Below are 13,108 nucleotides of genomic sequence, written 5' to 3'. Positions count from 1 at the left end.
CGGCGCGACGACTGCACCCTACTGCGGGTGACGATCACGGTGCTCCCGCATCGCCTCCCACCGCCGCGTCGCTGCCCGACGGCTCCGCGCGCGGCGCGAGCGACCCGAAGTCACCGGTGTCCCCCAGGCGTACGAGGAAGGGGCGCAGGCGTGTGAAGCGGATGGCGGTGACGGAGCAGGGCTCCACGGAGATGCGCTGGAAGAGGTCCAGGTGAAGGCCGATGGCGTCCGCGACGAGGGACTTGATGATGTCGCCGTGCGAGCACATCAGATAGACGGCGTCGGGGCCGTGATCGCGCTCCACGCGCGCGTTCCACTCGCGTACGGCCTCGGCCGCCCGCGTCTGCATGGCGCGCATGGACTCGCCGCCCGGGAAGGCGGCCGCCGACGGATGCTGCTGTACGACCTCCATCAGCGGCTCGTCGGACAGTTCGGCCAGCTTGCGGCCGGACCAGTCGCCGTAGTGGCACTCCCCGATGCGGTCGTCGGTGTGCGCCCGCAGGTCCGGCCGGGCGGCGAGCAGCGGCGCGACGGTCTCCTGGCAGCGCTGCAGGGGGCTCGTGACGACTTCGGCGAGCGGCAGGTCCGCGAGGCGCCCGGGGAGCGCGGCGGCCTGTGCGGCGCCGCGCTCGTCCAGGGCCACGCCGGGGGTCCACCCGGCGAGCAGGCCCGCGGTGTTGGCGGTGGATCGTCCGTGCCGGACGAGGATCAGCGTGGGCATGCGGGCCAGCCTAAGCCGACGCGGGGGTGCGCCTCGGGCAGAGGTTCGGAAGAATGCCGTCCGTGATCGTGGACTGCGCGATGTACCGGGACGGGCGCCGCACCGAGTGTGAGGCGGACTTCTCGGACGCCCTGGGCAAGGCACGTGCCGCGGGGGACGCCTTTGTCTGGGTGGGCCTGCACGAACCCACGGAGGACGAGTTCGACGAGGTCAGCAGGGAGTTCGGGCTGCATCCACTGGCGGTGGAGGACGCCTTGAAGGCGCACCAGCGGCCCAAGCTGGAGGTGTTCGACGACTCTCTTTTCGTCGTCCTGAAGCCGGTCGTGTACGAGCCGGACAGCGACGCCGTGTCGTCGGGCGAGGTCATGGTCTTCATCGGCGAGGGCTTCGTGGTGACGGTCCGGCACGGCGAGGGCTCGCCCCTCGGTGCCGTACGCCATCGCATGGAGGCCGAGCCGGAGATGCTCAGGCACGGCCCCACATCGGTCCTGTACGCGGTCGCCGACGCCACGGTCGACCACTATCTGGAGGTCGCGGCCGAGCTCCAGACCGACCTGGAGGAGCTGGAGGCGGAGGTCTTCTCGCCCGACAGCGGGGGCAGCCGCAACACGGCGTCCCGGATCTACCGCTTCAAGCGGCAGATCGTCGAGTTCCGCCGGGCCACAGGGCCGTTGGCGGTGCCCATGATGCGCCTGTCGGGGTCGGGCCCCTTCGCGCCCGACGTGCCGTTCGTGAAGGACACGGCCCAGCCGTTCTTCCGGGACGTCAACGACCATCTGACGCGCGTGAACGACTGGGTGGACAGCCTCGACCGCCTGGTGTCCGACATCCTCTCCGCGCACCTGGCGCAGATGAGCGTGCGACAGAACGACGACATGCGGAAGATCTCGGCGTGGGCGGCCATGGCCGCGGTGCCGACGATGATCGCCGGCATCTACGGCATGAACTTCGACCACATGCCCGAGCTGCGCTGGCTGTGGTCCTATCCGGCGGTGATCCTGCTGATGGCCGGGATCGAGTTCTTCCTCTACCGGCTGTTCAAGCACCGCGGCTGGCTCTAGCCCGCGGTCGGGTCCCGCTCAGGCGAACGACGTGGCGGGCCCGCCGAGTGCGTCGCGCCGCTCGGGCATCTTCAGGGACACCATCCGCCGCCAGCCGCCGAGCCGTTCGAACGCATAGAGCCCGTTGACGCCCGCGGCGAGCGCCGCCGCCTTGGGCTTCGGCCAGCCCAGGATGCGCCCCATGTGGCCCATCACGGCGATGCTCACGTCGCGGTACACGCGCGTCTCGGCGCGGGCGCACTCGTGCAGGGTGTCCAGGATCGTCCGCCCGTGCCCGGCCGCCGCCAGGCGCAGCAGCTCCTCGTGGCAGTACGCCAGGTGGTTGTCCTCGTCGTGGCAGATCATCCGGATGGCCTTGCCGACCTCGGGGTGGTCGCCGAAGTACGTGACGAGCATGTCCATCTGGTCGGCGGCCCGCTGTTCGGTGACGCGGCTGTGCGCGAGGTAGACGACGACGTCCCGCTCGGTCAGCGGCTCCTCACGGCGCAGCTTGTCGTGTGCGAGACCGATGCCCTGCTGCTCCAGGAGCATGGTGTAGTCGGTCTCGGGCGGTACGGGGACGGGCTCCAGGCCCCGCTTCTTCAGCAGGGCGTTGAAGATCCGCCCGTGCTTGTCCTCGTCGGCGCCGTGCCGGGTGACCTTGGCGGTGAGGCCGCGCGCGCTCTCGGGGAGCAGCGCCGCGATGCGCCCGTTCTCCCAGCCGCCCTGCGTCTCCCCGCTGGCGGCGATGGAACAGAAGAGCTGGAACGAATCGTCGTTGTCGAGGATCTCCTCGAAGACACTTTTGGCCGACAGCATCAGTGGCACCTCCATGCCCTCCGCGCGGACCTCCGCAAAGAACAAGTCAAAGGCGGTGGCGCGGGTGTGGCAACAGGTGTCGCGGACAGCTCCGCCAAACGAAGGACAGTTGCCCCCGGACAGGGCCGTAACCGACGGGCTCCATGACGCGTTGTGCCCCGTGACGGCCGTGGCGGGGAAGACCCCCGAGCCCCCACCACGGCCGCAGAACTTTCCCCCCGGTTACGCCAGTCCGGCGCGCTCCAGCGCCTGCGTACCCGCGCGCAGGGCCGCGATCCGCTCGTCCAGCGTGAAACCGGCCGGCGCCAGCGTCAGCGTGGTGACCCCGGCGGCCGCGTAGGCCTGCATCCGGTCGGCGATGCGGTCCACGGAACCGAGCAGCGTGGTCGAGTCGATCAGCTCGCGCGGCACCGCGGCCGCCGCGCCCTCCTTGTCGCCGGACAGGTACTTGTCCTGGATCTCGGCGGCTGCCTTCTCGTAGCCCATGCGCTGGGCGAGCTGGTTGTAGAAGTTCTGCTTGCGGCTGCCCATGCCGCCCACGTAGAGGGCGGTGTACGGGCGGAACATGTCCGCGAGGCCGCTGACGTCGTCGCCCACGGCGAGCGGCACCGTCGGGACGACGTCGAAGCCGTCCATCGTCTTGCCCGCCTTCTCTCGCCCCGCGCGCAGGTGCCGGATCGCGGTCTCCTCCAGGTGCTCGGCGGAGGGGAAGATCAGCAGGGCGCCGTCGGCGATCTCGCCGGTCTGCTCCAGGTTCTTGGGGCCGATCGCGGCGACGTACAGCGGGATGTGCTCGCGCTCAGGGTGGACGGTCAGCTTGATGGGCTTGCCCGGTCCTCCCGGCAGCGGAAGCGTCCAGTGCTCGCCCTCGTGGCTGAGGCGTTCGCGCGTCATGGCCTTGCGGACGATCTCGACGTACTCGCGGGTGCGGGCGAGCGGCTTGTCGAACTTGACGCCGTACCAGCCCTCGGAGACCTGCGGTCCCGAGACGCCGAGGCCCAGGCGGAAGCGGCCGCCGGAGAGCGAGTCAAGCGTCGCCGCGGTCATGGCGGTCATCGCGGGCTGCCGGGCCGGGATCTGGAAGATCGCGGATCCGATGTCGATGCGTTCGGTCTGCGCGGCCACCCAGGACAGCACCGTCGCGGCGTCCGAGCCGTAGGCCTCGGCGGCCCAGCAGACCGCGTAGCCGAGCTTGTCGGCCTCCTTGGCGACGGCGAGGTTGTCCGCGTCCATCCCCGCGCCCCAGTAGCCGAGGTTGATCCCGAGCTGCATGGCCGAATCCCCTTACTGAGCAGTAACGTGCCTGTGCCGGGGACTGTAGCGCGCGGGCGCGGGGGCCGTCAGCGGCGGGCTCGGGGGTGAGCTCGGGGGCAGGCCGGGTGGTGGCGGGTTTTCCACAGGCACAGGTTTGTCCACAGCCCCTCACGCCGCTGGAGCACGGCCAGTAATCTCAGCGCCCATGGAGCAGAGGCATCTCGGCCGTACCGGCCTTCGCGTGTCCCGGATCGGACTCGGCACCCTCACCTGGGGCCATACCCAGGAGAGCGACGCCGCCGATCTGCTGAAGGTGTTCTGGGAAGCCGGCGGCAGCCTCGTCGACACGGCGGATGTGTACGGCGACGGAGAGGCCGAATATCTGCTCGGCCGACTCATAGAACGGCTCGTGCCGCGGCGCGATCTGGTCATCGCGACCAAGGCGGGCAGCGTGCCGGACCCCGACCGCCGCTTCGACGGCTCACGGGGTCACCTCCTGTCCGCGCTCGACGCCTCCCTGGCCCGCCTGGGGACGGACTACGTGGACCTGTGGCAGCTGCACGCCTTCGACCCCTGCACGCCCCTGGACGAGACGCTCCAGGCCCTGGACATCGCCGTCAGCAGCGGCCGGGCGCGCTATGCGGGCATCTCGAACTTCTCCGGCTGGCAGCTCGCCAAGGCGGCGACGTGGCAGCTCGCGGCCCCGGGCACACGGACCCGTCTCGCCGGGGCGCAGATGGAGTACTCCCTGCTGCAGCGCGGCGTCGAGCGGGAGCTGCTGCCCGCCGCGATGGACCTCGGTCTGGGCCTGCTGCCCTCGTCGCCGCTCGGCCGCGGCGTGCTCACCGGGAAGTACCGCCACTCCACCCCGGCCGACTCGCGCGGCGCCTCCGAGCACCTCGCGCCGTTCGTCGCGCCCTATCTGGACGATGCCGCGGGCCGCATCGTCGACGCGCTCGCCACGGCCGCGGACGGCCTCGCGGCCACGCCCCTGCAGGTCGCCCTCGCGTGGGTGCGCGACCGGCCCGGAGTGACCGCGCCGATCGTCGGCGCGCGCAACGCGCAGCAGCTCACGGCCGCATTGTCAGTGGAGACCCTTAGTCTTCCTGACGAGATCTGCCGGGCCCTCGACGATGTGTCGGCGCCCGTGCACCGCTACCCCGATCACGACTGGAGCACGCTGTGAGTACGGAGCCGGAGACCGCTGCCGCGGAGGAAGCGGAGGCCGCTGCCCCGGAGGAAACCGAGGCAGAGGCTCCGGAGGAGGCCGGGACCGAGACTCCGGAGGCCGCCGCCGACACAGCCGCCGCCGAGGGCGAGGCCGCCGCGGAGGGCAAGGAACTCTCCGAGACCGAGGCGGAGATCGCCGCCCAGCGGGAGCTCCAGGAGCGGATCGCCGAGCGGAAGGCCGCCAAGCAGGGGCCGGTCGACGCCGGAGCCAAACTCAGCGGCAAGGCCGCCGACCTGCTGGCCGCCGTACGCGCGGTGGAGAGCGGCGAGAAGCCGGTCGCCAGCGCCTTCAGCGAGCCCGCGCCGGAGCCCCGCAGGACCGCGCCGGAGCCCGTGCGGCGGCCCCAGCCCGTCGCTTCGGCCCCCTCGGGTCCCGGCGACGAGGCCGTGGAAGCGGTCCGTGCCGTCCTCGCCGACGGAGGGGCGCCCGCCGCCCTCGCGGCACGGACGGCGGCGGCGCTCGGCGAGGGCGCCGACGAACAACTGCGCGCCGACCCCTGGCAGTTGCTGCGGGTCGGCGGCGTGCGCACGGAGCAGGCCGACGGGTTCGCGCGTGCGTTGCTCGGCGCGGAGTGCGGGCCCGACGACGAGCGCAGGGGACGCGCGATCACCGCCTGGCTCCTGGAGCAGGCGGCCGTCGCGGGTCACACGGCACTGGACGCGGCGGCGCTCACCGCGGCGCTGGGCCGGCGCGCCGTGCCCGATCCGGACGCGGCGGTGCAGAGCGCCATCGCGGAGGGCGACATCCTGGTCTTTCAGGACCCCGTCGAGACACCGGGAGCACCGGCCCCCGTACGGGAGGAAGCCGACGACGAGGGCGAGGGCGAGGAGACGGAACAGCCGGTCCGTGTCTTGGTCGGCCTGGAGCAGTACGCCCTCGCGGAGGAAAGCCTCGCCGACGGGCTCGCCCGGGTGATCAACTCTCTGTCCAAGGAAGAGGGTTCGGGTCCCCAGGCCGCCGACTGGGAGTCCGCGGCAGGCGAGGCCCCGGGTTCCACCGCCGAGCTGATCCGCGCGGTGGCCGGTCACGGTCTCGTCCTGCACACCGGCGGCGAGGCGGCACGCGCCGAGCCCGCCGCGGTGCTGAAGGCCGCCGCGGGCCTCGGCCTGCGCGCGTGGGCGGCCACGCACAGCTCCGCGGGCCGGCGTCGCGTCGCCGGGCTCGCGGGAACGGACGGGGCGGGCACCGCGACCGTGGCCGGGCTGCTGTCGGGAGCGGAGGGCCCGGGGCGGGACAGGGACGGCGCGCTCGCCCTCGACCTCCTGGTGGTCCTTGACGCGCCGCAGCTGGACGTGGAGTCCGCCGCGATGCTGGTGGAGTCCCTGCCGGACGGCGCCCGCCTTGTGCTGAGCGGCGACCCGGGGGTGCTCTGGTCGGCGGGCCCTGGCCGGGTCTTCGCGGACCTCCTCGCGGCGCGCTGCTGCCCGCAGGTCGTCTCACGTGTCCCGGACCCCGGGCCCATCGGGGAGCTGGTGTCCGGCATCGGCATCGGCGAGCTGAACCAGGTCGAGGCGCCGGGCAAGGAAGTCGTGATCGTCCCCGTGCGCGACGCGGGCGAGGCCGTCCACCGCACGGTGCAGCTCGTGGCGGACTCGGTGCCGCGGGCGATCGGGGTGCCCACGGAGGACACCCAGGTGATCACTCCCGGGCACGGCGGCGCGGCCGGCACGCGTGCGTTGAACACCGCGCTCAAGGAGCGGCTGAACCCCGGTCCCGGCAAGTTCGCCGGATTCGACCCCGGCGACCGCGTCGCCCACGTCCCGGCGCCCGGCCGCACGACGCTGGGCCGGGTCGTGCGGGCCGACGCGGAGGGGCTGCACCTGGAGTGTGACGGCGCCCCCGTCGTCGTGGCGCAGGAGCAGGTGGAGCAGACGGTGCGGCATGCCTGGGCGCTCACCGCGCACCAGGCCGTGGGCCTGAGCTGGCCCGCGGCGGTCGTGGTGCTGCCCGGCGACGCGACCGCGGCCCTGAGCAGGCCCTGGGTCTACACCGCGTTCAGCCGCGGTGAGCGTCACCTGTCGGTGGTCCAGGGCGCCGAGCAGGCACTGCCGCGCGCGGTGGCGGAGATCCCCGCCAAGGCCCGTACGACGCGCCTGCAGACCCTCCTGCGCCCTCAGGTGCCCGCCGCACCCGCCGCACCCGCCGCGTCCTGATACGAGGGTCCTTCCCCCGCCTGCGGGTGCCGGTGGCCGCCAGGGCCGGCGGCACCCGCGGGCACGAGGGTCAGCGGTCCGCGTCCAGGGGTCTTCTGTCGTCGTCGACGTCGAGCACGTCCACCTCGTCGACGTCGTCGAGCTCTTCGAGCACCGCCACGGCGTCGACCTCGGGCCCTTCGTCGTCCGGTTCGTCGTCGAAGACCGCGCTGACGTCGAAGCGGCACAGGACCCGGTGCGGGTCCGCCTGGTCGAAGGGGGTGTCGAGCCACTCCCCCGGCTCGGGCGGCTCGTCCGCCGCGGTGACCCAGAGCGTGGAGTCGCCCTCCTCCAGGCCGAACTCCTTGTGCCGGGAAGCGATTTCGTCCGGTTCGAACTCACCGAAGAGAACACCGAGCGCCGCGTGCACACTGCTGCCGGCCGCCGCGGCCGCGGGGCTCGCGCCCGACGTGCCGGACGCACCCGGCGTGCCCTCGTCGAGGTCCGCGATCCGCTGGGCCTGCGCGAGGAGCCGCTGCGGCTCCGCCACGGCGTAGTCCCTGCGGATCAGCACGCTGAGCGCGTTCGCCTCCTCCGGGCCCTGGTACGGCGGCAGCACTCCGCTGTCCGAACCGGGGATCTCGAAGGGGGTGACCTCGTCATGGCGGTCGTAGAGAAGCTCGTCGTACTCCTCGGCCGCGGCGGCCAGCTCGTTGAACGCCTCGTAGACGGCCGGGTCGTCCTCACCCGACCTGCGTTCGACCGCGGCAAGGTGACGGTCGAGCGCGGTCTTGACCGCCTCGGCGGCGGCGCGTACCTCGGCAGCGGTGGGCTGCGCAGCATCAGACATAGTGCAGACGCTATCCGTACCGGGCCTGTACTTGCACAATAGATGCGATGCCGGAATACGAATTTGTCGACGTGTATGTGCCGCGCGGGGTCACCCGCAAGGAAGCGACGCGCCTGCTGACGGACCACGCGGAGTACGGGCACTGGGAGTTGGACCGCCTGAGCCTGCGTACGGACGGCAGCCGCAGGGTGCGGCTGAAGCGGCGGATCATCCGCCAGCTGCGGGCCACCTGGTGAGCTGAGCGAACGAGCGAGGAGGGTGCCCCGCCCAGGCGGGACACCCTCCGTTCTGCGTACCGCGTCAAGGGGCGACGCGCACCCTGATCAGGCGTTCGCCCGCGTCCTGCGGTACAGCACCGTGCCCGCGAGCAGCAGGCCCGCACCCACCGGAAGGACGACGCCGACCGGCAGCTCGCTGCCCGTCTCGGCGAGCGACTCCGAGCCCTTGGGCTGCGCGATGGTCTGCGCCCCCGGCTGGTTCGGCATCGCACGGTCGTCCGCCGGCTTCTCACCGGGCGTACCGGGGTCCCCCGGCTCTTCCTGTCCGCCCGGATTCTCCGGCGTCCCCGGTGTTCCCGGCGTCTCGGGCTTCTCCGGGCCACCCGGCGGCTGCTCGGGCTTCGTGGGCGGCTTCTCGCTGCCCGGCGGTGTTCCCTCGCCCGAGTCGTTGACGCAGTCGTTGCCGCCGGTCGCGTTGCCGAGGCCGACGATGGTGACGCTGTTGCCGCAAACGTTCACCGGCACGTCGACCGGCAGCTGGACGTCGTTGCCCGAGGCCACGCCGGGCGAGTCACTGGCGTGCCCGTCCGCCGACGAGCCACCGCCCGAGGGCTTGCCGTGGCCGCTGCCACCCCCGTCGGAGGTGTTGACGCAGTTGTTGCCCGCCGCGGGGTTCAGCACGCCGACGACGTTGACGCTGTTGCCGCATACGTTGAGCGGCACGTGGACCGGGAGCTGGACCGAGTTGCCGGACGCGACGCCCGGAGAATCCGATGCTCCCCCGCGGGCGCCCGAGTCGGCTTGCGCGTATCCACCGCTGATGGCGAGCACGCCCGTCGCGGCCGCCACCGTGATCAGGCCTTTACGAGTGACCTGTCGCATAGGTTTTCCCTGCCTTATGACCTTCAGGAATGCGTACGCGCCTCGGGGCGCGCACACCGAATGCCGGAAGGCCCCGGAGTGCATGGCTCGCACTCCGGGGCCGACAGACTCAGACCCTCATGGGGTGAGGCACAACAACGTCAGACGTTGGCGCAGGTGTTGCCGAAGGCGGGGTTCAGGAGCCCGATCACGGAGACCGTGTTGCCACAGACGTTCACCGGAACGTGGATGGGCGCCTGGACGACGTTGCCCGAGAGCACACCGGGAGACCCCACGGCGGCACCCTGGGCGCCGGCGTCGGCAGCAGCGATACCCGCACCAGCGAGCACGAGACCACCAGTGGCAGCCGCAGCAGCGACGATCTTCTTCAGCATTATTCCTCCTTGTTGGCAATGCGATCCCAGCCGCGGACCGCACCACCTGTAACGAGCAGGAGGTAATGGGGCTACGAGCCTATGGTTGCTTTCACTCTTTTCAGTCAAGTACGCACGCGCTGACGATTATTGGAGAAACGCCGGAGTTCAGGACGCGTCGATGAACCGGTCGAGCACGCGCACCCCGAACTTGAGCCCGTCCACCGGAACCCGCTCGTCCACGCCGTGGAACATGCCCGCGAAGTCCAGCTCCGGCGGCAGCTTCAGCGGCGCGAAGCCGAAGCCGCGGATGCCGAGGTCGTCGAAGGACTTGGCGTCGGTGCCCGCCGAGAGCATGTACGGAACGGCGCGGGCGATCGGGTCCTCGGCCTGGAGCGCCGTCTGCATGGCGTCGACGAGCGCGCCGTCGAAGGTGGTCTCCAGGGCCTTGTCCGCGTGCACGTCCGTGCGCTTGACGTTCGGGCCGAGCAGCCGGTCCAGGTCGGCGAGGAACTCCTCCTCGTACCCCGGCAGGAAGCGGCCGTCGACATGCGCCGTCGCCTGGCCCGGGATGACGTTGACCTTGTAGCCCGCGCCCAGCTGGGTCGGGTTGGCGGTGTTCTGCAGGGAGGCGCCGATGAGCTTGGCGATGCCGCCGAGCTTGGCGAGCGTCTCGTCCATGTTCTCGGGGTCGAGCTCGGTGCCGAGCGCGTCGCCGAGCTCGTCCAGGAAGTGCCGCAGCGTCTTGGTGACCCGCACCGGGAACTTGTGGCGTCCCAACCGACCCACGGCCTCCGAGAGTTCCGTGATGGCGTTGTCCTTGTGGATCATCGAACCGTGGCCCGCGGTGCCGTCCACGGTCAGCTTCATCCAGTGCATGCCCTTCTGGGCCGTCTCGATGAGGTAGAGCCGCAGGTCCTCGTTGACCTGGAAGGAGAAGCCGCCGACCTCACTGATGGCCTCGGTGACGCCCTCGAAGAGCTCCGGGTGGTTGTCCACGAGGTAGCGGGCGCCGTACGTGCCGCCGGCCTCCTCGTCGGCCATGAAGGACAGCACGATGTCGCGCGGGGGCTTGCGCCCGGTCCGCATGCGCTCGCGTACGACCGCGAGGGTCATCGCGTCCATGTCCTTCATGTCGACGGCGCCGCGGCCCCATACACAGCCGTCCGCGATCTCCCCGGAGAAGGGGTGGTGCCGCCAGTCCTGGGCATTGGCCGGCACGACGTCGGTGTGGCCGTGGATGAGCAGCGCGGGCCGGGAGCGGTCCTCGCCCTCGATACGGGCCACCGTGGAGGCGCGGCCGGGGTGCGACTCGAAGATCTGCGGTTCCAAGCCCACCTCGGCGAGCTTCTCCGCGACGTACTCGGCGGCCTTGCGCTCGCCCGGGCCCGAGTGGTCGCCGTAGTTGCTCGTGTCGATGCGGATGAGATCGCGGCAGAGATCGACGACCTCGTCCTCACCGGTGACGGTCCGCGACCGGTCCGCGTCGCCCGCCCTGTCGGCCCTGCTCGGCTCGCTCACGATGGTTCCTTCCGCTATCGCTGCTGGTGGTCCCCCTCATCCTCCCGCGTTCCCCCTCCGACACCCAAGACCGGGCACCCGCCGTCATGCGCCGTTCACGCTGCTGACCTGTGTGATCGGAGGCCCCCGAATGTTTGCTATGGTTTTCCACGTCGCCGCGGGAAACCGCGAGAGACCACCGGTCCGGGTGGCGGAATGGCAGACGCGCTAGCTTGAGGTGCTAGTGCCCTTTATCGGGCGTGGGGGTTCAAGTCCCCCCTCGGACACCAGAGATTGACCACAAACGCGCTGGTCGGGAGAGATCCCGACCGGCGCTTTTGCGTTGCCGGTCACCGGCAGCGGTCCGGCCGGGACACAGTGCGTGCTGTCCTCGGGCACGCCGGTGTGCTCCATGCCCTCGTCGTCGCGGTAGTGCCAGGCGAACGGCACACCTCGCGCCGTCATCACATCGGGGCCGTCCATCAGCTGGAAGTGCAGGTGGGGCTCGGAGGAGTTGCCGGAGTTGCCGCATTCGGCGAGCTCCTGGCCGGCCGCCACCCGGTCTCCCACAGCCACGCGCAGCGAGCCGCGCCTCAGGTGCGCGAAGGCCGCGTACACGCCGTCCCCCATGTCCAGGATGATGTGGTTCCCCAAGAGGTGGCTCGGCCAGCCGAGACTGCGGATGAAGCCCTCCAGGTAGAGGTAGAGGAAGGCGGGCAGCGACATGCGCGACAGGTGGTCGCGCTGACGGCGCCCGGTCGCGACGACGACGCCGTCGGCGGGGGCCAGCACGGGCATGCCGTAGGTGGGGTAGAGGCGGGGGCGCCGGGCGAGCGGCCAGAGCCGGCGGAAGGGCGGAGCCTGCGGCGTGACGCCGTCGCCGGTTGCTTCGGGGACGTGCATCAGGTCGATGGCGTAGGTCTGCGCGTGGCTGTGGGTGTGGCTGGGAACCTTCGTGGCCGGGCCGTTGAGCGCCTTCCAGCGCCCGGCGACCGGCATGCGCAGGAGCAACGGCTCGCGGTCCAGGGGCGGGCGTTGGGTGCGGATGAGTGTCACGCGCATGATCTGACTGACGATCACCAGCGCCAGGCCGGTGAACCAGAGCGGGCCGAGCCCTTGGGAGTTCACCACGATGCACAAGGCACCGGCGGCGAATATCAGGCCGTAGCGCTTCCACAGCATCACGAGCATGTGCACCTCTTCGCAGGTGTGTCGGTTCGAACGGCGCCCGCATCCTGTCACGGTGTCATGACGGCAGTCCGCGCTGTAGTCGCCGTTCGTGGACGAGGCGGCCCGTCAGGGCTCCGCCGTAGACGACGAAGCCCACGCCCACCAGCCAGGACTGCAGGATCAGTACGGTGCCGAACGGGCCGTACGTCACCGCGTTCGACGCGATCAGGGGGGAGAAGACGAACTGCGAGAAGACGCGTAGGCCCAGGAGCCCGAGGGCGGTCAGCGCGGCACCGGGGGCCAGGGCCCGCCAGCGGACGCGGCCGCAGAGCAGCAGTCGCTGGGACCACCAGAAGAAGAGGAACACGCCGATGGTGTCGCCGACGGTGACGAGAGCGGTCTCGGCGGCGGACGACTCCTCCGGCGCGGGCATGGTGACGAAGAGCAGCAGGACGAAGACCAGGCCGGCCAGCCAGACGACGTGCCGCCACATGGTGTGCCAGCGCGCCGACGGCAGGTCCCACGCCCGTTCGTAGCCGGTCTGGACGGCGGAGCCGAAGGTCACGCCGAACGCGGCCAGCGCGGCGAGGCCCAGCGCCGTGGTCCGTTGCAGCGCCCGCCCCGGCACACCGAAGAGCTGCTTGATCGCCTCCTCCGGCACCTCGGACACCCCGAGCCCCTGCACCAGCCACCGCGCGAACCCTTCTCCCCTGGCGAGGTCGGCCGCGGCGACCACGACCAGCAGCGGCACAAGCGTGAGGAAGCTCAGCGCCGCGAAGCCCATGGCACGGTGCATCAGCTCCATCTCGCGCCCTCGGTTCCAGGCGAGCCCGGCGAACGACGAGGACGCCGGCAGACGGCGGTGGAAGCGCAGGGGTCGACGTCCGTCGCCCGGCGGCATATCGGGTGCTGAGGGCATGTCGGATCGAATACCCGCA

At 71.4% G+C, this 13,108-nt stretch carries 12 protein-coding genes, 1 tRNA gene and 1 pseudogene; 5 read left to right on the top strand and 9 right to left on the bottom strand.

What is annotated here, in order from left to right:
- Positions 1-34 precede the first annotated feature (34 nt).
- Complete coding sequence (locus AB0I66_RS28720; RefSeq protein ID WP_160504050.1) at positions 35-721, bottom strand: histidine phosphatase family protein; 687 nt, start codon at positions 719-721, stop codon at positions 35-37.
- Positions 722-783: 62 nt separating this feature from the next.
- Between AB0I66_RS28720 and corA the strand changes: the two genes are divergently transcribed.
- A complete protein-coding gene (gene corA, locus AB0I66_RS28715; protein WP_363211140.1) occupies positions 784-1,782 on the top strand; it encodes a magnesium/cobalt transporter CorA in 999 nt (332 codons plus the stop codon).
- Positions 1,783-1,800: 18 nt separating this feature from the next.
- Here corA and AB0I66_RS28710 read toward each other — a convergent pair whose 3' ends face one another.
- Positions 1,801-2,580 carry a ferritin-like domain-containing protein gene (locus AB0I66_RS28710; RefSeq protein ID WP_363210847.1) on the bottom strand — a complete coding sequence of 260 codons (780 nt, stop codon included), beginning with the start codon at positions 2,578-2,580 and terminating at the stop codon, positions 1,801-1,803.
- 222 nt (positions 2,581-2,802) lie between these two features.
- Positions 2,803-3,852, bottom strand: coding sequence for an LLM class F420-dependent oxidoreductase (locus AB0I66_RS28705; RefSeq protein WP_363210846.1), 1,050 nt, complete (start codon positions 3,850-3,852; stop codon positions 2,803-2,805).
- Positions 3,853-4,039: 187 nt separating this feature from the next.
- Here AB0I66_RS28705 and AB0I66_RS28700 point away from each other — a divergent pair, with 187 nt between their 5' ends.
- Together AB0I66_RS28700 and AB0I66_RS28695 are read left to right on the top strand one after the other, a co-directional pair.
- Positions 4,040-5,020: an aldo/keto reductase gene (locus AB0I66_RS28700; RefSeq protein ID WP_363210845.1), complete on the top strand. Its 981-nt coding sequence runs from the start codon at positions 4,040-4,042 to the stop codon at positions 5,018-5,020.
- Positions 5,017-7,218: a helix-hairpin-helix domain-containing protein gene (locus tag AB0I66_RS28695; RefSeq protein ID WP_363210844.1), complete on the top strand. Its 2,202-nt coding sequence runs from the start codon at positions 5,017-5,019 to the stop codon at positions 7,216-7,218. Before AB0I66_RS28700 ends, AB0I66_RS28695 begins: the two co-directional genes overlap by 4 nt.
- A 70-nt stretch (positions 7,219-7,288) precedes the next feature.
- Here the strand turns inward: AB0I66_RS28695 and AB0I66_RS28690 are convergent, their stop codons facing one another.
- The gene (locus tag AB0I66_RS28690) at positions 7,289-8,047 is read right to left on the bottom strand and encodes a hypothetical protein (protein ID WP_363210843.1); all 759 of its coding nucleotides are present in this window, start codon (positions 8,045-8,047) and stop codon (positions 7,289-7,291) included.
- Between the two features lie 47 nt (positions 8,048-8,094).
- Here AB0I66_RS28690 and AB0I66_RS28685 point away from each other — a divergent pair, with 47 nt between their 5' ends.
- Positions 8,095-8,283 carry a DUF5703 family protein gene (locus AB0I66_RS28685; RefSeq protein ID WP_363210842.1) on the top strand — a complete coding sequence of 63 codons (189 nt, stop codon included), beginning with the start codon at positions 8,095-8,097 and terminating at the stop codon, positions 8,281-8,283.
- Between the two features lie 87 nt (positions 8,284-8,370).
- On the opposite strand, the gene AB0I66_RS28680 is transcribed toward AB0I66_RS28685, so the two are convergent.
- From AB0I66_RS28680 to AB0I66_RS28670, 3 genes are all read right to left on the bottom strand, one after another.
- Entirely contained in the window at positions 8,371-9,147 is a 777-nt protein-coding gene (locus AB0I66_RS28680; RefSeq protein WP_363210841.1) for a chaplin family protein, read from the bottom strand.
- Between the two features lie 140 nt (positions 9,148-9,287).
- Positions 9,288-9,521, bottom strand: coding sequence for a chaplin ChpH (chpH, locus tag AB0I66_RS28675; RefSeq protein ID WP_363210840.1), 234 nt, complete (start codon positions 9,519-9,521; stop codon positions 9,288-9,290).
- Positions 9,522-9,668: 147 nt separating this feature from the next.
- Positions 9,669-11,021 (bottom strand): M20/M25/M40 family metallo-hydrolase, encoded by a 1,353-nt coding sequence (locus tag AB0I66_RS28670; RefSeq protein WP_363210839.1) that lies wholly within the window; start codon positions 11,019-11,021, stop codon positions 9,669-9,671.
- A gap of 181 nt (positions 11,022-11,202) precedes the next feature.
- On the opposite strand from AB0I66_RS28670, the gene AB0I66_RS28665 reads away from it, so the two are divergent.
- Positions 11,203-11,290, top strand: a tRNA-Leu gene (locus tag AB0I66_RS28665).
- A 199-nt stretch (positions 11,291-11,489) separates the two neighbouring features.
- On the opposite strand, the pseudogene AB0I66_RS28660 reads toward AB0I66_RS28665, so the two are convergent.
- Both AB0I66_RS28660 and AB0I66_RS28655 read right to left on the bottom strand, forming a co-directional pair.
- Positions 11,490-11,726 (bottom strand): annotated as a pseudogene (locus tag AB0I66_RS28660) (M23 family metallopeptidase); the annotation flags it as partial.
- A 520-nt stretch (positions 11,727-12,246) separates the two neighbouring features.
- Positions 12,247-13,089 carry a YhjD/YihY/BrkB family envelope integrity protein gene (locus AB0I66_RS28655; RefSeq protein WP_363210838.1) on the bottom strand — a complete coding sequence of 281 codons (843 nt, stop codon included), beginning with the start codon at positions 13,087-13,089 and terminating at the stop codon, positions 12,247-12,249.
- Positions 13,090-13,108: the final 19 nt, after the last annotated feature.

Origin of the sequence: Streptomyces sp. NPDC050439 (assembly GCF_040655335.1) — a bacterium.
Lineage (GTDB): Bacteria > Actinomycetota > Actinomycetes > Streptomycetales > Streptomycetaceae > Streptomyces.
Note: the sequence above shows the minus strand (reverse complement) of the source record. Positions and strands in the feature narration are given on the sequence as shown.

What these genes read in the sequence shown, in the direction of transcription:
- AB0I66_RS28720 (WP_160504050.1), bottom strand. Translation starts at nt 721, where the DNA reads ATGCCCACGCTGATCCTCGTCCGGCACGGACGATCCACCGCCAACACC.
- AB0I66_RS28710 (WP_363210847.1), bottom strand. Translation starts at nt 2,580, where the DNA reads ATGCTGTCGGCCAAAAGTGTCTTCGAGGAGATCCTCGACAACGACGAT.
- AB0I66_RS28705 (WP_363210846.1), bottom strand. Translation starts at nt 3,852, where the DNA reads ATGCAGCTCGGGATCAACCTCGGCTACTGGGGCGCGGGGATGGACGCG.
- AB0I66_RS28700 (WP_363210845.1), top strand. Translation starts at nt 4,040, where the DNA reads ATGGAGCAGAGGCATCTCGGCCGTACCGGCCTTCGCGTGTCCCGGATC.
- AB0I66_RS28690 (WP_363210843.1), bottom strand. Translation starts at nt 8,047, where the DNA reads ATGTCTGATGCTGCGCAGCCCACCGCTGCCGAGGTACGCGCCGCCGCC.
- AB0I66_RS28685 (WP_363210842.1), top strand. Translation starts at nt 8,095, where the DNA reads ATGCCGGAATACGAATTTGTCGACGTGTATGTGCCGCGCGGGGTCACC.
- AB0I66_RS28680 (WP_363210841.1), bottom strand. Translation starts at nt 9,147, where the DNA reads ATGCGACAGGTCACTCGTAAAGGCCTGATCACGGTGGCGGCCGCGACG.
- chpH (WP_363210840.1), bottom strand. Translation starts at nt 9,521, where the DNA reads ATGCTGAAGAAGATCGTCGCTGCTGCGGCTGCCACTGGTGGTCTCGTG.
- AB0I66_RS28655 (WP_363210838.1), bottom strand. Translation starts at nt 13,089, where the DNA reads ATGCCCTCAGCACCCGATATGCCGCCGGGCGACGGACGTCGACCCCTG.